We start from the raw sequence: 19,766 nt of genomic DNA, 5'->3' as shown, positions 1-19,766 counted from the left end.
CGCGGCTAGCGTCGCAGCGCGTGCTTGAGGCCGAGCGCGGCCACGAGCGCGCGGTAGCGCAGCGGCTTGAGCGGCACGTCCCACGCGCCGTCGCACTCGACGATCTCGCCGAGCTGCTGCTTGAACTCGCGCACACCCATGAGCTGCGGCGCGCGGTCGGAGCCGACGCCGAAGAGGTCGTACTCGCGCACGCCCTCCTGCTTGAGCGTCATGAGGATCTCCCACTTGATCCGCAGCGCCGCGTTGGTGTCGCGCGCCTCGAGGTTGTTGCCCGCGTAGTAGTCGGTGCCGCCGTCCTCGTGGACCACGGCGATCACCCAGGCGACGGCGCGGCCGGGGGTGAGGTCGCCCTCCGGCCCGGTGTCGTGCCGGCGGGCCACCCAGATGCGCGCGTGCGGCGCGAGGGTGTCGAGCATGCGCAGGTACATCTCGGCGGGGAAGATCCCGAAGCCGGCGCCCGCCGCGGTCTCCCGGTAGATCGCGTAGAGCTCCTCGAACTGCTCCGCGGTGAGGCCGGTCTCCTCGGTGACCGTCATCGCCTCGTCCTTGAGCGTCTGGCGGATCTTGTAGCGGCCGCGCTTGGAGAAGGAGGCCATGATCGCGTCGGGCTCGGGGGTGAGGTCGACGATGACGGTGCGGTCGAACGTGACCGTCTGGAGCAGCTCCCGGAGGTCCGGCGCGGCGTGACGCGCGTGCATGCGCAGGAACACCGCCCACGGGAAGCGGGCCCGCACGTCCGCCGCGAGGGCGTCGCGGATGGCCTTCTCGTGCTCGGGGGTGCGCTCCACCAGGGGGATCGGGCCGTGCTTGGCCCACACGTAGGGGAAGCCGCGGACCTCGTAACGCGACAGCGACACGACCGCGACGGGCGTGCCGTCGGCGTCGAGCACGGCGAGGCGGACCAGGTGCTCGCGTCCGGGCACGGTCGCGTCGTACGCGTCCCACGCCGGCGCCTGCTCGATGGGGACGGGGTGGTCGGCGGTGCGTGCGAGCTCCAGGAACCGGGCGTCGGAGACCTCGTCGACGCTCAGGGGCGCGGGGATCGTCATGGCACCGAGACTAACGGGACCCTCAGAACCCGCTCTCGGTCGGCCGCGGGTAGTGCTCGCGGTACTTCCGGACCAGCCGGTAGTCGAGCGCCCGCACCCACAGGCGCCGCTTGAGGGACGCGTCGCCCCGGTAGCGCAGGGGGTGGAGCACGCCGTGGCGGCGCTTGGCGGCCACGACCCGCGCCTTGAGCTCGGGGTCGAGCAGGTAGCGCAGCAGGAACCGGTACGGCACCACGGAGTAGAGCACCTGGTCCGTGGGGGTGCGGGGCGACGCGGGGGCGTCGCCGAGCGCCTCGGGCAGCAGGTCGCGCGCGACCATCTCCGCGACGTTGACGCCGGCCGCGGTGACGTAGAAGTTGTTGCGGCCGATGCGCGGGTTGACCTCGAAGAAGACGCTCTCGCCCGTGCGCGAGGAGACCTTGTAGTCGAAGTTCGCGAAGCCGTAGTAGCCGGTGCGGTCCAGCAGGCGCGCGGCCGCGTCGAAGGCCTCCTCGTCGACGTGCGTGAGGATCGCGGCGGGGATGCCGAGCGTGCCGGGGGTGTGCTCCTCGAGCAGCACCTGGCCGCCGGCCACGAGCGTGACCTCGCCCGCGGAGTCGCGGAACGCGGTGAGCGAGCGCATGTGCGTCTCGTTGCCCGGCACGAACTCCTGGAGCAGGAACTCGCTCGGGTAGGCGCGCGCCTCGAGCTGGGCGAGGACCTCCTCGATCTCCGCCTCGGACGTGAAGTGGTGGATCTTCTGCTTGCCGGGGAAGTCCACCTCGAACCAGTCGGCGCTGTCGGCGGGCTTGCCGATCACCGGGTACTCGAGGCGCGCCTCGCGCAGCCGCGCGAGGGCCTCCGCCGGGGCGACGGACCCGGCCGGCGCATCGTCCCCGGTGAAGCCGACCGCGACGGTGAGGGGCGTGCGGATCCCGACCTCGTCGCACGCGGTCGCGAAGGCGACCTTGGAGGACACGCGGTCGAACATGCCGAGGTCCGGCAGCGGCAGCAGCCAGCGCGGGTCCAGGCGGTCGCGGTGCTCCGCGAGCAGCCGCACGTGGAAGTCGAGGTTGGTGAAGAGGACGAGCTCGTGGTCGGGGTGCGCCGCCGCGATCTCGTCGAGCCGGCGCAGCAGGGTGTCCGCGGTGAACACGTCGGGCTCGATGATCCAGCGGGCGAGCGTCGAGTGCCTGCCGAACGTCGTGACGCGCGGGCCGAGCACGATGGACTCCCAGCCGAACCGCTCGTGCGCGGCGCGCTGGAACGCGTACGTCCCGATGTCGCCGCCCAGCCCGACCACCAGCACCTGCTTCATGGACACCTCCGGATCAGCCCGGTTCAGTCTAGGGGGAGCCCTCCGGGTGGCCCCGGACGATGCGCGCGGGGCGACCCGTGCATCGTCCCTCCCCAGGGCGGGACCTGATACTGGCGCATCGTGCCAGGCGGACGGTATCCTTGACCGTCGCGGAAACCCCCTGGCCCCCTGGCCGGGCGGTCCGCGGCTGCATCACCCTCCTGCCACGGAACGTCCGTGGCCGCATGAGTCCAGAGGAGGTGGGTATAGATGCGTCAGTACGAGATGATGATCATCCTCGACCCTGAGATCGACGAGCGCACCGTCGCTCCGTCGCTCGACAAGTACCTGCAGGTCATCACGGGTGACTCCGGTTCCGTCGACAAGCTCGACATCTGGGGCCGTCGTCGCCTTGCGTACCCGATCAAGAAGAAGAACGACGGCATCTACGCCGTCGTGAACTTCACGTCGGAGTCCGCGACCGCCAAGGAGCTGGAGCGCCAGCTGGGTCTCAACGAGACCATCCTGCGCACCAAGCTGCTTCGTCCGGACGCCCGCTAAGGGCTGCTCTCTCCCGACTCTCACCAGCACCACACGCAACCAAGGGGAACACACATGGCAGGCGAAACTCAGATCACCGTGATCGGCAACCTCACCGGAGACCCGGAGCTGCGCTTCATCTCCTCCGGCGCGGCCGTCGTCAACTTCACGGTGGCGTCCACCCCCCGCACGTTCGACCGTCAGTCGAACGAGTGGAAGGACGGCGAGACCCTGTTCATGCGGTGCTCCCTGTGGCGTGAGGCCGCCGAGAACGTCGCAGAGTCCCTCACCAAGGGCATGCGCGTGATCGTCACCGGCCGTCTTGTGGCCCGCTCGTGGGAGCAGAACGGCGAGAAGCGCACCGTCACCGAGATGCAGGTCGACGAGGTTGGCCCGTCCCTCCGTTACGCCACCGCCAAGGTCACGCGCACGCAGCGCGGCGGCCAGGGTGGCGGCGGCTTCGGCGGCGGCGGCAACTCGGGCGGCTTCGGCGGTGGCGGCGGCTACAGCAGCTCGCCGGCCGGCGGCTCCTCCAACGACCCGTGGGCGACGGCCCCGGCGTCGGACGAGCCCCCGTTCTGACAGGTACTTTTTCATTCAGGAGTCTTCACATGGCTAAGCACGACATCCGCAAGCCGCGCAAGAAGGTCAACCCGCTCAAGGCCGCCAAGGTCGACAAGGTTGACTACAAGGACACCGCGCTGCTTCGCAAGTTCATCTCCGACCGCGGCAAGATCCGTTCGCGCCGCGTCACCGGTGTCACCGTCCAGGAGCAGCGCGAGATCGCGCGCGCGATCAAGGTCGCGCGCGAGATGGCGCTCCTTCCCTACTCCGGCTCCGGCCGCTGATCGGGGGTCTGACACATGGCTAAGGTCATCCTGACCCACGAGGTCTCCGGCCTCGGCATCGCCGGCGACGTCATCGACGTCAAGGACGGTTACGCCCGCAACTACCTGGTTCCGCGCAAGCTCGCCACCCCGTGGTCGGCCGGCGCCGAGAAGCAGATCGACGCTCTCCGCAAGGCGCGCCGCGCCAAGGAGATCGCGACCGTCGAGGGTGCCCAGGCTGCGCGCGACGCGCTGCAGTCCGCCCCCGTCGTCGTCGAGGTGAAGGCCGGCGAGTCCGGTCGCCTCTTCGGCGCCGTCTCGCCCGCGGACATCGCGGACGCGATCGGCTCGCGTGCGACCGTCGACAAGCGTCGCATCCACATCGCCCAGCCCATCAAGGCGCTCGGCGAGTACGAGGTGAAGGTCACCCTTCACACGGACGTCACCGCCAAGGTGGCCGTCAACGTGGTTGCCGCGAAGTAGTTCTCGCAGCTGAGACGAGGCCCGTCGCCCCCTCCGCTTGTCGGCTGGGGCGGCGGGCCTCGTTGCGTCGTGGGTGGGGTGGCTTGGCCGCCTCCGCCTCCGCGAACTTTGAGGTTCCGCTGTGCAAACCGGGCCGCTTTCCTCGGAGGACCTCAAAGTTGATGCCGGCTCGCGCCGGGGCTGCCGCAACTTTGAGGATCCGCGCGGCAAAGCAGCTGGAAATCCGCGCGCGATCTCACAGTTGTGGTGACGACTCGCCTCGGCACCCAGCCGCGACCGATGTCCCCGGCGCCCGCGAGCCCACCGTCGGACCTCCACCTGTGGAGAGAACGGCCGCGCCGTCGGACGGGCGCCTCACGATGGATCGCATGTCCACCCACCGCACGTGCGATGAGCGCCTCGCCCGCGTGCTCGCCTCCATGACCGACGGGCGGCGGACCCTGCCGCGGGCGGCGCTCGCGAAGGCGCTGGGCGAGCACGTGCTGTAGCGCGCGGTCGCTGCCGGCGCGCTGGTGCGTGTCCTTCCGGGGATCTACGCGCCGGCCGCGACCGCGACCCTCCATGAGGTCCGGTGCCACGCGGTCGACACCGCCACGGCCGGCCGCGCCGTGATCGCGGGCCGGTCGGCGCTCCATCTGTACGAGCCGCGCCTCCCCGAGCCTGCCCAGGTGGAGGCCGCGGTGGCGCCCGGACGGCACCGCCCGTCGGCGCCGTGGCTGCGGATGCGCTTCCGCGAGCGGCCGCCGCTGACCTCACGGCGCGAGGACTGCGACCTGCTCACCCGCGAGGACGCCCTGATCGACGCATGGATCCGCGCGGAGACCGACAAGCGCAAGGGCCTTCTCTACGAGGCGCTGTGGCTGAAGGTCGTGACCCCTAAGCAGGCGATCGCGGCCGCCGCCAAGGTGAGGCGCGTCCCCGACCGCGGCGAGCTGGACGGGATCCTCGGCGAGTTCCTCGACGGCGCGACGTCTCCGGGCGAGGTGATGGCGCGGCGCGAGGTCTTCACGCGTCCGTGCGACCAGGTCCTCGAGCGCCAGGTGGAGATCCGCACGCCCCGCGGCGTGCGTCGCGCGGACCTGCTCCACCGCGAGGGGCGCGTGGTGGTCGAGTGCGACAGCGAGGCGGCGCATGGCGGTCGCGAGGCCCGTCTGCGCGACAACGAGCGCGACGCCGAGCTGGCGGTTCTCGGGCTGGTGACGCTGCACTTCGACTACACCGTCCTGCGCGACCGCCCGGACTGGTGCCGGACGATGCTCGACGCGGCCGTCGCGACGAGGCTCGCCCAGCAGTCGCCCGGGCTCGCCTCGCCGCAACTTTGAGATCGCGCAGCGGAGACCACCGCCGTTTGCGGGGTGGATCATCACAGTTGCGGGAGGAGGCGGGCGCGTCGCCGCCGGCCTCATCCGCGCCCACGACAACTGTGAGGATCCGCTGCCGCGCGTCCGCGCTTTGCGAGGCGGAAGCTCAAGGTTGGCGGTGCCGGGCCCAGCCCGGCACCCCTCCGACGAGAATTGGCACCCGGAAGCACGACACGCCGGTCGCGACACGCCGGGGACTTGTCCACCCGACTTGTCCACAGCATCGTCCCGCTCAAATGGCGACGTAGAACGCCCATAGCCGACCTATTCGCGGATTCATCCACATCCTTGTCCACATGCGCCACGCATGGTTGTCCACGGCGCGACGCGCTCCATCCACGGGTCATCCCCAGTTCTCCACGGGTCATCCACGGATGGCCCGCGAGCCGATTTGTCGGCCGGTGGATCCGGGCCTAGATTCGCGAGCCTGACCCGACTGTCTGAGGGCGGCGGGAGACTGTTCACGAACGAAGGGAGAGCCGCATGTCCGTCGACGAGCTCGAGGCCGCGTACGGCTCCGAAGGGGGATCGCCCCGCACCTTCGATCGTCTGCCGCCGCAGAACATCGAGGCGGAGCAGAGCGTGCTGGGCTCGATGCTGCTGTCGAAGGACGCGATGGCGGACGTCGTCGAGGCGGTCCGCTCCGACGACTTCTACAAGCCGGCGCACGAGCAGATCTTCGACGTCTGCGTGAAGCTCTACAACGCCGGCGACCCGGTCGACGCGCTCACGGTGAGCGCGGAGCTGCAGCGCCAGGGCATCCTCACGCGCGTCGGCGGCGCCGAGTACCTGCACACGCTCATCTCGGGGGTGCCGTCCGCGGCATCCGCCGGCTACTACGCGCGCATCGTCCGCGAGCAGGCGATCCTGCGCAAGCTCGTCGAGGCGGGCACGCGCATCACGGGCCTCGGCTACGACGGCGAGGGCGCGGAGGTCGACCAGATCGTCGATGCCGCCTCCGCGGAGATCTTCGCCGTCACGGAGCGCCGCAGCTCCGAGGACTACCAGGCGCTCAGCGAGATCATGGAGCGCACGCTCGAGGAGGTCGACGCCGCGTCGTCGCGCGACGGCAGCATGCTCGGCGTGCCCACGGGCTTCCGCGAGCTCGACGACCTCACGGGCGGCCTGCAGGCCGGCCAGATGATCGTCATCGCGGCGCGACCCGCGATCGGCAAGTCGACGCTGGGCCTCGACATCGCCCGCTCGTGCGCGATCCACCACAAGAAGGCCGCCGTCATCTTCTCCCTCGAGATGAGCCGCGAGGAGATCGCGAAGCGCATGCTGTCCGCCGAGGCCGGCGTGAAGCTGTCGAAGCTCACCAAGGGCCCGATGGGGCCCAACGACTGGGAGCGGCTCGCCCAGACCGCCGCGTCGGTCGCGAACGCGCCGCTGTACATCGACGACTCGCCGAACATGTCGCTCATGGAGATCCGAGCGAAGTGCCGCCGCCTCAAGCAGCAGCACGACCTCCAGCTGGTGGTGCTCGACTACCTCCAGCTCATGACGTCCGGCCGCCGCGTCGAGTCGCGTCAGCAGGAGGTCTCCGAGTTCTCGCGCGCGCTCAAGCTGCTCGCGAAGGAGATCGAGGTCCCGGTCATCGCGATCTCGCAGCTCAACCGTGGCCCCGAGCAGCGCGGCGACAAGAAGCCGATGCTCTCCGACATGCGTGAGTCCGGCTCGATCGAGCAGGACGCCGACATCGTGATCCTGCTGCACCGCGAGGACGCCTACGACCGCGAGAACCGTCCCGGCGAGGCCGACTTCATCGTGGCCAAGCACCGTGCCGGACCCACCGACACCATCGCGGTCGCGTTCCGCAAGGACTTCGCCCACTTCACGGACATGGCGCAGGACCTCTAGCAGGGACGATGCTCAGGCCGGCTCAGGCCGGCTCAGGCCCGCGGCGGCGCCGTGGTCGCGCGCACCACCAGCTCGAGCGGCACGATGCCGTCCTCGACGCGCTCCGGGCGCGGCGTCTCCATCTGCGCGAGCAGCAGGCGCACGAGCTCGCGTCCCATCTCGGGGAAGTCCTGGCGGATCGTGGTCAGGGGAGGCGAGGTGAAGCGGCTCAGCGCGATGTCGTCGAAGCCGACGACGGAGACGTCGGCGGGGACGCTGCGGCCGGCCTCGTGGAGGGCGAGCATGAGGCCGAACGCCATCTCGTCGTTGGCGCAGAACACCGACGTGACGGCGGGGTCGGCGGCGAGGACCGTGCCGGCGGCGTAGCCGGACTCGGAGCTCCAGTCGCCGATCGCCGCGTCGGGCGGCGTGAGCACGCCCGCCTCGGCGAGCGCGGTCCGCCAGCCGGCCGCTCGCATGCGCGCCGGCTCGGAGTCGAGGGGGCCGCCCAGGTGGTGGACCACCCGGTGGCCCAGCCCGAGAAGGTGGTCGACCGCCATGCGGGCACCGGTGAACTCGTCGGAGGCCACGTGCGGGTAGCGGCCGTGCGGGCGCGAGTCCGACACCGCGACGGGCATGGTGGCGGGCAGCGCGAGCTGGTCGCCCGCGCCGCCCTCCGCACGGATGATGATGATCCCGTCGACGGTCTGGTGCTGCAGGCGACGCGCGGCCGGCTCCCAGCCCTTCGCGCTCGTGTCGGGGACCCGCAGCAGCGTGACGCTGTAGTCGCGCTCCTCGGCGGCGCGCAGCACCGCGTCGGTGGTGAGCGCCTCGCCGGTGCGGTCGAACCGGCGCGCCAGGAGGCCGATGGTGCCGTAGCGGCCGTCGCGCAGCGCACGGGCGGCGCGGTTGGGCGTGTAGCCGAGCTGCTCGATCGCGCGCATGACGCGGTCGCGGGTCTCGGGGCGGACCGGTCCGGTGCCGGTCGACACGCGGGAGACGGTCTGGGCGGACACGCCCGCAAGGCGCGCGACGTCGGCGATGGAGGGACCCGTCTTGCGGCCCCCGCGCGCTCCCTTGCCCGTCATGCATCGGAGTGTAGCCATACCGCGCGCCGGCTCGGGTGTTAACGTCCCCATCCGCGCGCCGCCGCGTCACTGTGAGGCGAAACTCCGTTATCCGATCGTGACACTGGTGGGACTGGCGCGACCCCCCGGGCATGGCTATGTTTACCTAAACAATCTCCTTGGGGAGTGCATCGCGACGGCGCGGTCGGCATCACACCGAGCGGTCGAGGGCGACGCGGAACCACGGAGACGGTTTGACCCGGTGGGCGTTCGACGTGGTGCGCCTTGCGATCCGGGAGCATCCCACCAGGGAAGGGTGAACCTCAATGAAGAAGTTCCGTACCGGGTTGGTGGTGGCCTCGACGGCCACGCTCGCCCTCAGCCTCGCCGCCTGCTCGAGCGGCGACTCGACCGACTCCTCCAGCGGCGGCGCCACCGGCGGCGACGCGATGGGCAACACGCTCACCGTGTGGGCCTGGGACCCCAACTTCAACATCTACGCCATGCAGGCGGCCGAGAAGATCTACCAGAAGGACCACCCGGACTTCACGCTGGACATCCAGGAGGTCACCTGGGACGACGTCCAGACGAAGCTCACGACGCTGGCCCAGTCGCAGGAGTACGACCAGCTCCCCGACATCTTCCTCATGCAGAACAACGCGTTCCAGAAGAACGTCATCAACTACCCGGACATCGTCACCGACATCACCGACTCGGGCGTGGACTTCAGCCAGTTCCCCGCGGGCGTGACGGCGTACTCGACCATCGACGGCAAGAACTACGGCGTGCCGTTCGACTCGGGCACCGCGATCAACGCGATGCGCACCGACGTGCTCGAGCAGGCCGGCCTCACGATCGACGACTTCACCGACATCACGTGGGACCAGTACGAGACCCTCGCCAAGCAGGTCCTCGACAAGACCGGCAAGCCGCTGCTCTCGGGTCAGGCGGGCTCGTCCGACATGATCCTCATGATGCTGCAGTCCGCCGGCGCGAGCCTCTTCGACGACCAGGGCAACCCCACCATCGTCGACAACGCCGCCCTCAAGGCCGCCATCACGGTCTACGCGCAGATGGTCAAGGATGGCACGTTCTCCGAGGTGAACTCGTGGGACGAGTACATCGCGACCCTGGTCAACGGCACCGCCGCCAGCGCCATCAACGGCATCTGGATCTCGGGCTCGATCCAGAGCGCCGAGGACCAGTCCGGCAAGTGGGCCGTCACCGACCTCCCGGCCCTCGACGGCATCGACGGCGCGACGCACTACTCGGCCAACGGCGGCTCCTCGTGGGCCGTGTCCTCGAACGCCGACGTGGCGCTCGCCGAGGACTTCCTCAAGTCGACGTTCGCGGGCTCGACCGAGCTCTACGACGAGATCCTCCCGGCCTCGGGCGCGGTCGCGAACTGGCTCCCGGCCGGTGACTCCGCGGTCTACTCGGAGCCGCAGGCGTTCTTCGGCGGCCAGCCCATCTACTCGGACGTCCTGAAGTTCGCGGCCGAGGTTCCGGCCAACAACACGGGCGCCTACTACTACGAGGCCCGCGACGCGGTCTCGGCGGCGATCACCAAGATCATCAACGGCACGGACATGGACTCGGCCCTGCAGGAGGCGCAGGACAACGTCGAGTTCGCGATGAACTGACACGCCCATCGGTGAGGGAGGGGGCCGAGGTCTCGGCCCCCTCCCGACCCAGGCAAGGAGATACCCCGTGTCGACGATGACGCCCGTCGTGGTCCCCGACCGCGCACCCAAGAAGAACCGCAACGCGCCCAAGGCGAAGATGTCCAAGGACGCGCGACGCCGCAGCCTCACGGGATGGATGTTCCTCATCCCCGCCGCCGCGCTCATCGGCATCATGATGTTCTGGCCGATGCTCCAGGCGCTCATCCTGTCGATGAAGACCGGCAAGGGCGCCAACCTCAACTTCGCGGACCCGCTCTGGTACAACTACGAGCGGATCCTGCACGACGACATCTTCAAGCTCACGGTCACCAACACCCTGCTCTACCTGGTGATCCAGGTGCCGATCATGCTGATCTCGGCGCTGCTGCTGGCGAACATCCTCAACAACCCGCGGCTCAAGCTCAAGGGCATGTGGCGCACCGCCATCTTCCTGCCCGCCGCGATCTCGCTCGTGTCGTACTCGCTGGTGTTCCGCACGATCTTCTCGACCGACGGCCTGGTCAACGACTGGCTCATGGCCCTGCATCTGGTCGACGGCCCCGTGAACTGGCTCGGCCAACCCAACACCGCGCGGCTCGTCATCATCCTGGGCCTGCTGTGGCGGTGGACGGGCTACAACATGATCTTCTACCTGGCGGGCCTGCAGAACATCGACCCGACCACGCTCGAGGCCGCCAAGATGGACGGCGCCGGGCCCATCCGCACCTTCTTCTCGGTGACGGTCCCGCAGCTCAAGCCGATGATCGTGCTGACCGTGATCATGTCGATCAACGGCACCCTGCAGATGTTCGACGAGTCGTACAACCTCACGCTCGGCGGGCCCGCGAACACGTCGATGACGATGTCGCACTACCTGTACAAGATCTCGTTCCAGAACAACCCGAACTTCGGCTACGGCGCCGCGGTGTCCTACGTGATCCTGATCATGGTCGCCGTGCTCGCCGCCATCCAGATGAAGGTAGGTGACAAGCGTGACTAGGACGCTTCGCGAGGTGCCCAAGTACGTGTACCTCACCCTCGTGGCCCTCGTGTCGGTCGCCCCGCTGTACTTCATGGCGGTCTCGGCGACCAACAGCACCCAGGACGTGCTCGCCTCGCGCATGTGGCCGGGCTCCCACCTGCTCGAGAACTGGCAGACCCTCACCAGCCAGCAGGACGTGGGCGCCGCGATGTACCACTCGACGGTCAACGCGGTCCTCACCACGGTGCTCGCGCTGGTCGTCAGCTCCATCGCCGGCTACGGCTTCGAGGTCTACCACTCGCCCAACAAGGACCGCCTCATGTGGGTCCTCATGCTCGCGATGATGATCCCGTTCGCGGCCACGATGATCCCGCTGTTCCAGCTGTTCGCGGACTTCGGCATGGTGAACTCCTCGTTCGCCGTCGTGCTGCCCGTCATCGCGACGCCGCTGCTCATCCTCATGTTCCGGCAGTCGGCACGCAGCTTCCCGCACGAGATCATCGAGGCGGCCCGCATGGACGGCCTGCGGGAGTTCTCCATCTTCTGGCGCATGTTCGTGCCGACCATGCGGCCCACGTACGCGGCCGCGGCGGTCATCACCTTCATGGCGGCGTGGAACAACTTCCTGTGGCCCAAGGTCATCCTCGTCAAGAGCACCGTCCAGACGATGCCCATGCTGATCTCGAACTTCAGCGCCGGCTACGTCATCGACTACGGCGCGCTCATGCTCGCGGTGCTCATCGCGTCGCTGCCCACCATCGTCATCTTCTTCGTCCTGCAGCGCTCCTTCGTCGCAGGCTTCACTGGAGTCGTCAAGTGACCTTCGATCCCTCCCGGATCACCGACCCCACGTACGTCCACGAGCACCGGCGCGTCGCCCACAGCGACCACCGGTGGTTCGTGGACGGCGCGGAGGCGGCGTCCGGCACCAGCAGCTTCGAGCAGAGCCTCAACGGCCTGTGGAAGGTGCACCACGCCAAGAACCTCGCGATGACGCTCCTCGGGTTCCAGGACCCGGCGACCGACGTCGACGGCTGGGACGACATCCCCGTCCCCGGCCACCTGCAGATGCACGGCTACGACCGCCCGCAGTACGTCAACGTGCAGTACCCGTGGGACGGCCTCGAGGACCTCGAGCCCGGCCAGGTCCCGACCCGCTGGAACCCCGTCGCGAGCTACGTGCGCGACTTCACGCTCGACACCGCGCTCGCGGACGGCGAGACCCTGTCGGTCACCTTCCACGGCGCCGAGAGCGGCATCGCGGTGTGGCTCAACGGCGCCTACGTCGGCTGGGCGACGGACTCCTTCACCCCGTCGGAGTTCGACCTCACGCCGCACCTGAGCGACGGCGTCAACCGCCTCGCGGTCCAGGTGTTCAAGTGGACGGCCGCCTCGTGGCTCGAGGACCAGGACTTCTTCCGGTTCCACGGCCTGTTCCGCGACGTCACCCTGTACCGGCGTCCCGCGGTCCACGCCGAGGACCTCCACGTCCACACGGACGTCGCGGAGGACCTGGCGAGCGCCGAGCTCTCCGTCGACGTGACCCTCGTGGGCGAGGGGACGATGCGCGCGCACCTGCGCGGCGTCGGCGAGCTCTCCCCGGGGCCGGACGGGCGTCTCGCGATCACCCTCGCGGAGCCGCGCCTGTGGAGCCCCGAGGACCCCCACCTGTACGCGCTGCTCGTCGAGGTGCTCGACGCGGACGGCGCGGTCACCGAGGTGATCCCGCAGCGCGTGGGCCTCCGTCGCGTCGAGATCCGCGACGCGATCATCACGGTCAACGGTGAGCGCGTGGTCTTCGACGGCGTCAACCGCCACGAGTTCGGCCCGCGCGGCCGCGTCATGACCGCCGCCGAGATCGAGGCGGACCTCCAGATCATCAAGCGGGCCGGCATCAACGCGGTCCGCACCAGCCACTACCCGAACTCGAGCGCGTTCTACGAGCTCACGGACCGGTACGGCCTGTATGTGATCGACGAGATGAACCTCGAGACCCACGCCATGTGGGACCGGGTCATCCAGGGCGAGCTCACGGTCGAGCAGGCCCTGCCGGGCGACCGTCAGGAGTGGAAGCCCGCGCTGCTCGACCGCGCCGCGAGCATGCTCGAGCGCGACAAGAACCACGCGAGCGTCATCATCTGGTCGCTCGGCAACGAGTCCTTCGGCGGCTCCGTGCTGCTCGAGGTCTCCGACTGGTTCCGCGCGACGGACCCCACCCGCCCCGTGCACTACGAGGGCGTCCACTGGGACCCGCGTCACCCGCAGACCACGGACGTCACGAGCCAGATGTACACGTTCGCGGCCGACGTCGAGGCGCACCTCAAGGAGCACCGCGACAAGCCGTTCATCCTGTGCGAGTACGCGCACTCGATGGGCAACTCGTTCGGCGCGGTTGACAAGTACCTCGACCTCACCGAGCGCGAGCCGCTGTTCCAGGGCGGGTTCATCTGGGACTTCGTCGACCAGACGCTCCCGATGACCGACCGCTACGGACGCGCCTACCAGGCCTACGGCGGCGACCACCTCGAGGCGCCGCACGACGGGGAGTTCAGCGCGAACGGCATCGTCTTCGCCGACCGCACCCCGACGCCGGCGTACCAGGAGGTCCGCTACCTCTACCAGCCGTTCCGGACCGCGATCTCTCGCGACGGCATCGAGATCCGCAGCCGCCGCCGCTTCTCCGGCACCGCCGACGTCGAGGCCGTGGTGACGCTCGCCCGCGAGGGCGTGACGCTCGCCGAGGAGACCCTCGACATCGACGTCGCGCCCCAGGCGACGGCCACCTACCCGCTCCCGTTCGCGATCCCCGCGACGGCCGGCGAGTACACCGTCGACGTCGCGTACCGCCAGCGCCGCGCCACCGCGTGGGCGCCGGCGGGCTACGCGGTCGGCTGGGAGCAGGCCGTGATCGCGGTGACGGACGATGCCCCGGCGACCCGCGCATCGTCCCCGGGCCCACGGGTGGTCGAGAGCACGCACAACATCGGCGTCCACGGCCCGCACTTCTCGGTGACGTTCTCGCGGCTGTACGGCGCGCTGACGTCGTACCGGTACGGCCGCACGAGCGACGGCGGGCGCGAGCTGCTGCGCCGCGAGCCCCCGCAGCCGAGCTTCTGGCACGCGCCCACGTCCAACGAGCGCGGCTGGGGCATGCCCTTCCGCGACGGCCAGTGGCTCCTCGCGAGCCGGTACCGCAGGCCGCGGGCCGGCTTCGAGAAGCCGCGCGTGACGCGGCACGATGCGGCGGTCGAGGTGACCTTCGGGTACGAGCTGCCGACGGTGCCGCCGAGCGAGGTCGACGTGTCGTACCTGGTGGACGGCGACGGCCGTGTCGAGACGACCGTGACCCTGCGCCCGGGCGAGGGGCTTCCCGACCTGCCCGAGATGGGCATGCTCTTCACGCTCGATGCCGACCTGCATCGGCTGCGCTGGTACGGCGACGGTCCCGCCGAGTCGTACGTGGACCGCCGCGGCGGCGCACGCCTGGACGTGTGGGAGGGCGACGTGCGCACGCAGCTCACGCCGTACATGCGACCCCAGGAGTCCGGCAGCCACACGGGCGTGCGGTGGGCCGAGGTGCTCGACGACGCGGGCTTCGGGATCCGGCTCGACAGCGCCGACGGCATGGAGCTGTCCGCGCTGCCGTGGACGCCGTTCGAGATCGAGAGCGCGCTGCACGCCAACGAGCTGCCGCCCATCCACCGCACCATCCTGCGGCCCGCGCTCGCGCGCCGCGGGGCGGGCGGCGACCAGTCCTGGGGCGCCATGACGCACCCCGAATACCGGGTGCCCGGAGGGGAGCTGACGTTCACGTTCGGCTTCCAGGGCGTCCTGCGCTGACGATCCGGGCCCGCCCCCGCCTCCCGTGACGGGGGAGGGGGCGGGCCCGTCGCATCGTCCCTTCCAAGGAGAACCCACATGACCGACTTCGCGATCGGCGACCAGGACTTCCTGCTCGACGGCCGGCCCCACCGGGTGCTCTCGGGGGCGCTGCACTACTTCCGGGTCCATCCCGACCTGTGGCGCGACCGCATCCGCAAGGCGCGCCTCATGGGCCTCAACACCATCGAGACCTACGTGCCGTGGAACGAGCACGAGGCCGCCAGGGGCGTGTTCCGCTTCGACGGCGGGCTCGACCTCGAGCGGTTCCTGCGCGAGGTGGCGGAGGAGGGCATGCACGCGATCGTGCGGCCGGGGCCCTACATCTGCGCGGAGTGGGACGGCGGCGGGCTGCCGGGCTGGCTGTTCGAGATCCCCGGCGTGCGGATCCGATCGACCGAGCCGGGCTACGCGGCCGCCGTGGGCGCCTTCCTCGACGAGGTGCTCGCCCGTGTGGTGCCGCTGCAGGCCGACCGCGGCGGACCCGTGATCCTCATGCAGGTCGAGAACGAGTACGGCGCGTACGACGTGGTCGAGCCCGCCGAGCGGGCGGAGCACCTGCGGTGGCTCACCGCGCGCTTCCGCGACGGCGGGGTCACCGTGCCGCTGCTCACGGTGGACCAGCCCGCGGACGGGATGCTCGAGCGCGGCTCGATCCCCGAGCTGCATGCCACCGGGTCCTTCGGCGGGCAGGTCGAGTCGCGCCTGGCCACGCTGCGCGCGCACCAGCCCACCGGGCCGCTCATGTGCTCCGAGTTCTGGTGCGGGTGGTTCGACCACTGGGGCGCGCACCACCACACCGCGCCCGTCGCGGCCTCGGCGGAGGCGCTCGACGCGCTGCTCGCCGCCGGGGCGTCCGTCAACGTCTACATGTTCCACGGCGGCACCAACCTCGGGCTCACCAACGGAGCCAACGACAAGGGCGTCTACCAGCCCACCGTCACGTCGTACGACTACGACGCCCCGCTCGACGAGCTCGGGCGGCCCACCGCGAAGTTCTGGGCCTTCCGCGAGGTCATCGCGCGTCACGCGGAGGTGCCGGACGCATCCGAGCTGGCCGGCGCATCGTCCCCCCTGGTGGTGCCGGCCGATGCGCCGCTCGCCTATGCCGGGTCGCTGCGCGAGTACGTCGACGAGCGGGGCGGGTGGACCGCACACGACGCGATCCCGACCTTCGAGGACCTCGCGACGTACCGCGGCCTGCTGGTCCACCGCGCGACCCTGACGGCGGGCCCCGCGCCCGCGGTGCTGCGGCTGGGCGAGGTCCGCGACCGCGTCCACGTGCTGCTCGACGGCGCCCCGGTGGGAATCCTCGCGCGCGACGCCCACGACGAGGCGCTCACGCTGCCGCGCGGCGAGGGCGAGCTCACGCTCGTGGTCGAGGACCAGGGCCGCGTCAACTACGGCCCGCGCATCGGCGAGCCCAAGGGCGTGATGGGCCCCGTGACGCTGGGCGGCGCCCCGGTGACCGGTTGGAGCTCAACGCCGGTCGACCTCGACGGGCTCGAGGACTGGGCTGCGGAGCGGGTGCCGGCCGCGCTCGAGGCGGGCGCGGCGATCTACCGGGCCTCCGTCGACATCGCCGTCCCCGGTGACCTGGTGATCGAATGCTCCGGGCTCGGCAAGGGCCTCGTGTGGGTCAACGGCCTGTGCCTGGGGCGCTACTGGCGCCGGGGGCCGCAGCGCTCGCTCGTGGTGCCGGCGCCGCTGGTCGCCGACGGTGTCGCGCGGGTCACCGTGCTCGAGCTCGACACCGTGGTGGAGCCGGTGCTCCGGTTCGCGCCCGACCTGCTGCTCGGGCACACCGAGTTCTGATCTCGGTGCGGCCGCGGCGGAGGAGCGCCGCGGCCGCACCGTCGGCTCATCGCGGCCGTGCCGCGGCGAGCAGCTCGAGGGTGGACGAGCCGTGCGGCACTGGGAGCCGCGCGTGCCATCCGCCGGCGGTGAGCGTCGCGACGTCCGCGCCCGCGTAGCCGGCGAGGTCGGTCATCGCGATCGCGTCGAGCCGGCTCAGTGCCATCGTCAGCCGCGACGCCGAGTGGACGGGCGCGTTGCCGCGGGTGAGCGGCTCGTGGCGGCCCAGGATCTCGAGAGCGGCGCCGTCGCCAGCCACGATCGCGCCCTGGAGAACCATCGGCGACCACGCGTGGCCGATGCGCCGCACCAGGCCGCGCGGGCCGTCGCCGGTCGGGGCGAGCACCCGGCGAGGGTGGCAGGCCCAGGCGGCCACCGTCGGGCGGGCGGCGACCACGTCGCGGATGTCCGCGGTCAGCGCGAGGTCGCCGGCGGCGTCGAGCGGCCTGAGGTCGGCCGTCAGCCCGGCGGTCGCGGCGGCCAGGGCGAGGCCGGCGGGGCCGGCGGGTCGCGCATCGTCCCTGGTGGGGAAGGTGGCCCGGAGCGCGTCGGTGAGGAGTGCGAGGCTCGCGCGTGCGGAGCCGCTGAACGCGAAGCCCACGCCGCCGCCGTCCCTGGTGTGGATCCGGTAGCGGCCGCGCAGCAGGTTGACGGAGTCCTCGAGGGCCACGATGTCGGCGAGCGCGATGCGGTCGGCGGTGAATCCGCGCGGGGGAGCGGGGCGGCGACGGTCGGCGTCGTGGCCGTCACGGCTGAGGACCGTGAGCCCGGCGTCGTCGACGACCAGGAGGTGGTCGTACAGGTCCATGTCTGGCGTGGCGTCGCGGCGCGGGATGTTGCGCGGGACCTTGAGGACCAGGCGCGCGGCAGCGAGATCCACGGGGTGGTCCCGGAACAGCCGGGGGACGTCGTCGTGGTGCGCGACCGCGTCGATCCACGGCCCGAAGCGCGCATACTCCACGGACTGCGCGTACGGGTTGCTCATGCGCCGGCGCCGATCCTGTGGAGCGCGTCGGCGAGGGCGGCGACCTCCGCCGGATCGAGCCGGTCGAAGATCTGGCGACGGGCGCTCGCGCGGTGCGCGGGGATCGCCTCGCTCAGGCGGGCGAGGCCGGCGTCGGTGAGGAACGCCTCCTGCCCGCGGCCGTCCTCGACGGAGCGCCGCCGGTCGGCGAGTCCCTGGGTCTCGAGGGCGCGCATGACGCGGGTGACCGCGCCGAGCGAGAGCCCAGTGCGGGCGGCGAGCTCGCTCATCCGCAGGGCGTGGCCGGGCGCGTCGGAGAGGTGCATGAGCGCGTGGTACTCGGACAGCGAGACCCCGGCGACGGGGCCGAGATCCGCGGTGAACGTGCGCGGCAGGGTGAGGGCGACGCGGGCGAGCTCGCGCAGGAGGGCGTCCTCCTCGGGGCTCAACGGGTCGGTGGGCGACGGTGCCATGCAAGTACTTTACCTGTGAAGTACCCGTGGTCGTCGCGACGAGGCGTGCACCGGTACGCACCTGTCGGGTGGGTGCCTAGGTTGGCACGTTGCCACGATGTGCGCCCGCACAGCCGAGACGACCGGCAAGCACGCACGGGTGCGCTACATCGTGGCAATTCCTCGACACCGCGGTCTACCTGGGGATTCTTCCGTCAGTGTCGGAGGCTGCCGGTCACCGACCGCTGTGGTCGCCGCGCAGGTGTCCGCGCTGCAACGCGCGGCACGATCAGGCGCGTGTGCGGTGGTGCGGTCGCGAATGGCGCGAGCCGTCGGCACTTCCTATGCGTCCCGCATCCATCCGTCAAGCGACAGGCGCGAGCGGGGCAGCACGACGAGGAATGCGCCCAGAGCGATGAAGCCGGCGCGTTCGAGCAGGTGGAGGGGGTAGTTGGTGGTGCCTTCTGCGACCTCGCCGCCTCCGCCGAAGCAGCCGCAGTCGATGCTGAGGCCGTGCGCCCAGGCCCAGATGACGCCCGTGGTGTACGCGGCCATCATCGCGAGCCACATCACGGCCGCGGCGCGGGTGAAGAGCCCGGCGACCAGGAACGCCGCGAGGAGAAGCTCGAGGAACGGCTGCAGGGTGCCCACGAGGGGCACGACGGTCTCGGGGAGGATGCGGTAGGCGCGGACCGCGATGATCGACTGCGGGATGTCCAGCAACTTGGGCATCGCTGCGGCGATGAGGCTGGCGGCCATGCCGAGGCGGACCGCGGTGGACAGCCACGGCTGAACGGTGCTCCAGGTGATGCGGGACGTCGAGGTGTCCGGTGCGACGGTGGTCATGGTCCTCCCCCGGGTTCTGTGCGCGTGATCGTGTGAGTGGAAGTATATTAGTCAGGTGACAAACCGATCGCCTTCGCCGCGCCTCTCGCCCGACCAGCGGCGCGAGCAGATCGAGGCGGTCGCCGCGCGCCACTTCGAGCGCGACGGCGTGGCGGGTGCCTCCATGAGCGCGATCGCCCGCGACGCGGGCGTGACCCGTCCGCTCGTCTACCACTACTTCCCCGGCAAGCAGAGCCTGCTCGAGGCGGTGCTGCAGCGCGAAGCGGACCGGCTGCTCGTCGCGACCGCCCCGGACGAGACCCGCTCGCCGCAGGAGAACATCGAGCGAGCGCTCCGTGCGTACTTCGCCCACTTCGCCGAGAGCTCCGGCGGTATCCGGGAGCTCTATGCCGCCGATGAGGCCGGCTCGCCCGAGGTGACTCGCATCGCTGCCGCGAACCACGTGGTCCAGGTCGACCGTCTCATCGCTGCGACCGGAGCGCCCGACACGCCGGAGCGTCGACTGTCGTTCGGCGCATGGCTCGCCTTCGTGGAGTTCGCCGCGCGTCACGCCGCCGACGCGGGTGTTGGCACCGAGCAGGCCCTCGAGGCCTGCATGAGCGCATGGCGGAGCGTGCTCGAGTCGAGCACCGCGCCCTGAGCCCGCGCGGCATCAGCCGCCCCATCAACCCCTCGCCACCTAG

The 19,766-nt window shown here is 70.7% G+C and carries 18 protein-coding genes; 12 read left to right on the top strand and 6 right to left on the bottom strand.

The genetic code is table 11. The features are described from left to right. Window positions 1–5 precede the first annotated feature (5 nt). Both AOM04_RS11495 and AOM04_RS11490 read right to left on the bottom strand, forming a co-directional pair. Window positions 6–1,049: a lipid II:glycine glycyltransferase FemX gene (locus AOM04_RS11495; RefSeq protein ID WP_062464937.1), complete on the bottom strand. Its 1,044-nt coding sequence runs from the start codon at window positions 1,047–1,049 to the stop codon at window positions 6–8. A gap of 22 nt (window positions 1,050–1,071) precedes the next feature. After that, window positions 1,072–2,346, bottom strand: coding sequence for a carboxylate--amine ligase (locus tag AOM04_RS11490; protein ID WP_082104601.1), 1,275 nt, complete (start codon window positions 2,344–2,346; stop codon window positions 1,072–1,074). A 249-nt stretch (window positions 2,347–2,595) separates the two neighbouring features. Between AOM04_RS11490 and rpsF the strand changes: the two genes are divergently transcribed. The 6 genes from rpsF to dnaB all read left to right on the top strand — a co-directional run bounded on the left by rpsF (window position 2,596) and on the right by dnaB (window position 7,396). Next, the gene (rpsF, locus tag AOM04_RS11485) at window positions 2,596–2,886 is read left to right on the top strand and encodes a 30S ribosomal protein S6 (RefSeq protein ID WP_062464936.1); all 291 of its coding nucleotides are present in this window, start codon (window positions 2,596–2,598) and stop codon (window positions 2,884–2,886) included. 54 nt (window positions 2,887–2,940) lie between these two features. Then, window positions 2,941–3,447, top strand: coding sequence for a single-stranded DNA-binding protein (locus AOM04_RS11480; RefSeq protein ID WP_062464935.1), 507 nt, complete (start codon window positions 2,941–2,943; stop codon window positions 3,445–3,447). Between the two features lie 29 nt (window positions 3,448–3,476). Further along, window positions 3,477–3,713, top strand: a complete 237-nt coding sequence (gene rpsR, locus AOM04_RS11475; protein ID WP_062290299.1) for a 30S ribosomal protein S18 — start codon at window positions 3,477–3,479, stop codon at window positions 3,711–3,713. A gap of 15 nt (window positions 3,714–3,728) precedes the next feature. Beyond that, window positions 3,729–4,175 (top strand): 50S ribosomal protein L9, encoded by a 447-nt coding sequence (gene rplI / locus AOM04_RS11470; RefSeq protein WP_062464934.1) that lies wholly within the window; start codon window positions 3,729–3,731, stop codon window positions 4,173–4,175. Between the two features lie 512 nt (window positions 4,176–4,687). Then, on the top strand, window positions 4,688–5,497 hold the full coding sequence (locus AOM04_RS11465; protein WP_062464933.1) for an endonuclease domain-containing protein: 810 nt from the start codon (window positions 4,688–4,690) through the stop codon (window positions 5,495–5,497). 522 nt (window positions 5,498–6,019) lie between these two features. Then, window positions 6,020–7,396 carry a replicative DNA helicase gene (dnaB, locus tag AOM04_RS11460; RefSeq protein ID WP_062464932.1) on the top strand — a complete coding sequence of 459 codons (1,377 nt, stop codon included), beginning with the start codon at window positions 6,020–6,022 and terminating at the stop codon, window positions 7,394–7,396. Between the two features lie 32 nt (window positions 7,397–7,428). Here dnaB and AOM04_RS11455 read toward each other — a convergent pair whose 3' ends face one another. Further along, on the bottom strand, window positions 7,429–8,463 hold the full coding sequence (locus AOM04_RS11455; protein WP_062464931.1) for a LacI family DNA-binding transcriptional regulator: 1,035 nt from the start codon (window positions 8,461–8,463) through the stop codon (window positions 7,429–7,431). A 305-nt stretch (window positions 8,464–8,768) separates the two neighbouring features. Here AOM04_RS11455 and AOM04_RS11450 point away from each other — a divergent pair, with 305 nt between their 5' ends. The 5 genes from AOM04_RS11450 (at window position 8,769) to AOM04_RS11430 (ending at window position 16,782) form a co-directional block, all read left to right on the top strand. Then, window positions 8,769–10,085, top strand: a complete 1,317-nt coding sequence (locus AOM04_RS11450; protein ID WP_062464930.1) for an ABC transporter substrate-binding protein — start codon at window positions 8,769–8,771, stop codon at window positions 10,083–10,085. Window positions 10,086–10,161: 76 nt separating this feature from the next. Next, window positions 10,162–11,106, top strand: coding sequence for a carbohydrate ABC transporter permease (locus tag AOM04_RS11445; protein ID WP_062465026.1), 945 nt, complete (start codon window positions 10,162–10,164; stop codon window positions 11,104–11,106). Further along, window positions 11,099–11,908 (top strand): carbohydrate ABC transporter permease, encoded by an 810-nt coding sequence (locus AOM04_RS11440; protein WP_062464929.1) that lies wholly within the window; start codon window positions 11,099–11,101, stop codon window positions 11,906–11,908. The genes AOM04_RS11445 and AOM04_RS11440 overlap by 8 nt, the downstream gene beginning before the upstream one ends. Continuing rightward, window positions 11,905–14,928, top strand: coding sequence for a beta-galactosidase, LacZ type (lacZ, locus tag AOM04_RS11435; RefSeq protein ID WP_062464928.1), 3,024 nt, complete (start codon window positions 11,905–11,907; stop codon window positions 14,926–14,928). The genes AOM04_RS11440 and lacZ overlap by 4 nt, the downstream gene beginning before the upstream one ends. Window positions 14,929–15,006: 78 nt before the next feature. Next, complete coding sequence (locus AOM04_RS11430; protein ID WP_062464927.1) at window positions 15,007–16,782, top strand: glycoside hydrolase family 35 protein; 1,776 nt, start codon at window positions 15,007–15,009, stop codon at window positions 16,780–16,782. A gap of 46 nt (window positions 16,783–16,828) precedes the next feature. Here AOM04_RS11430 and AOM04_RS11425 read toward each other — a convergent pair whose 3' ends face one another. The 3 genes from AOM04_RS11425 to AOM04_RS11415 all read right to left on the bottom strand — a co-directional run bounded on the left by AOM04_RS11425 (window position 16,829) and on the right by AOM04_RS11415 (window position 19,083). After that, complete coding sequence (locus tag AOM04_RS11425) at window positions 16,829–17,806, bottom strand: hypothetical protein (protein ID WP_062464926.1); 978 nt, start codon at window positions 17,804–17,806, stop codon at window positions 16,829–16,831. Beyond that, window positions 17,803–18,258, bottom strand: coding sequence for a MarR family winged helix-turn-helix transcriptional regulator (locus tag AOM04_RS11420; protein WP_062464925.1), 456 nt, complete (start codon window positions 18,256–18,258; stop codon window positions 17,803–17,805). Before AOM04_RS11420 ends, AOM04_RS11425 begins: the two co-directional genes overlap by 4 nt. A gap of 321 nt (window positions 18,259–18,579) precedes the next feature. Next, window positions 18,580–19,083 carry a MauE/DoxX family redox-associated membrane protein gene (locus AOM04_RS11415; protein ID WP_062464924.1) on the bottom strand — a complete coding sequence of 168 codons (504 nt, stop codon included), beginning with the start codon at window positions 19,081–19,083 and terminating at the stop codon, window positions 18,580–18,582. A 55-nt stretch (window positions 19,084–19,138) separates the two neighbouring features. On the opposite strand from AOM04_RS11415, the gene AOM04_RS11410 reads away from it, so the two are divergent. After that, window positions 19,139–19,723, top strand: a complete 585-nt coding sequence (locus AOM04_RS11410; protein WP_062464923.1) for a TetR/AcrR family transcriptional regulator — start codon at window positions 19,139–19,141, stop codon at window positions 19,721–19,723. Window positions 19,724–19,766 lie beyond the last annotated feature (43 nt).

The sequence above is a fragment of the Demequina soli genome (assembly GCF_000971195.1).
Lineage (GTDB): Bacteria > Actinomycetota > Actinomycetes > Actinomycetales > Demequinaceae > Demequina > Demequina soli.
The sequence above is the reverse complement of the archived record's forward strand: the minus strand, read 5'-3'. Positions and strand labels throughout refer to the sequence as shown.

Bases quoted from the DNA above. Each gene is read 5' to 3' on its own strand.
- AOM04_RS11480 (WP_062464935.1), top strand. From the start codon at position 2,941: ATGGCAGGCGAAACTCAGATCACCGTGATCGGCAACCTCACCGGAGAC.
- rpsR (WP_062290299.1), top strand. From the start codon at position 3,477: ATGGCTAAGCACGACATCCGCAAGCCGCGCAAGAAGGTCAACCCGCTC.
- AOM04_RS11450 (WP_062464930.1), top strand. From the start codon at position 8,769: ATGAAGAAGTTCCGTACCGGGTTGGTGGTGGCCTCGACGGCCACGCTC.
- AOM04_RS11445 (WP_062465026.1), top strand. From the start codon at position 10,162: ATGACGCCCGTCGTGGTCCCCGACCGCGCACCCAAGAAGAACCGCAAC.
- AOM04_RS11455 (WP_062464931.1), bottom strand. From the start codon at position 8,463: ATGACGGGCAAGGGAGCGCGCGGGGGCCGCAAGACGGGTCCCTCCATC.
- AOM04_RS11490 (WP_082104601.1), bottom strand. From the start codon at position 2,346: ATGAAGCAGGTGCTGGTGGTCGGGCTGGGCGGCGACATCGGGACGTAC.
- AOM04_RS11425 (WP_062464926.1), bottom strand. From the start codon at position 17,806: ATGAGCAACCCGTACGCGCAGTCCGTGGAGTATGCGCGCTTCGGGCCG.
- AOM04_RS11430 (WP_062464927.1), top strand. From the start codon at position 15,007: ATGACCGACTTCGCGATCGGCGACCAGGACTTCCTGCTCGACGGCCGG.
- AOM04_RS11420 (WP_062464925.1), bottom strand. From the start codon at position 18,258: ATGGCACCGTCGCCCACCGACCCGTTGAGCCCCGAGGAGGACGCCCTC.
- AOM04_RS11415 (WP_062464924.1), bottom strand. From the start codon at position 19,083: ATGACCACCGTCGCACCGGACACCTCGACGTCCCGCATCACCTGGAGC.
- rplI (WP_062464934.1), top strand. From the start codon at position 3,729: ATGGCTAAGGTCATCCTGACCCACGAGGTCTCCGGCCTCGGCATCGCC.
- dnaB (WP_062464932.1), top strand. From the start codon at position 6,020: ATGTCCGTCGACGAGCTCGAGGCCGCGTACGGCTCCGAAGGGGGATCG.
- AOM04_RS11495 (WP_062464937.1), bottom strand. From the start codon at position 1,049: ATGACGATCCCCGCGCCCCTGAGCGTCGACGAGGTCTCCGACGCCCGG.
- rpsF (WP_062464936.1), top strand. From the start codon at position 2,596: ATGCGTCAGTACGAGATGATGATCATCCTCGACCCTGAGATCGACGAG.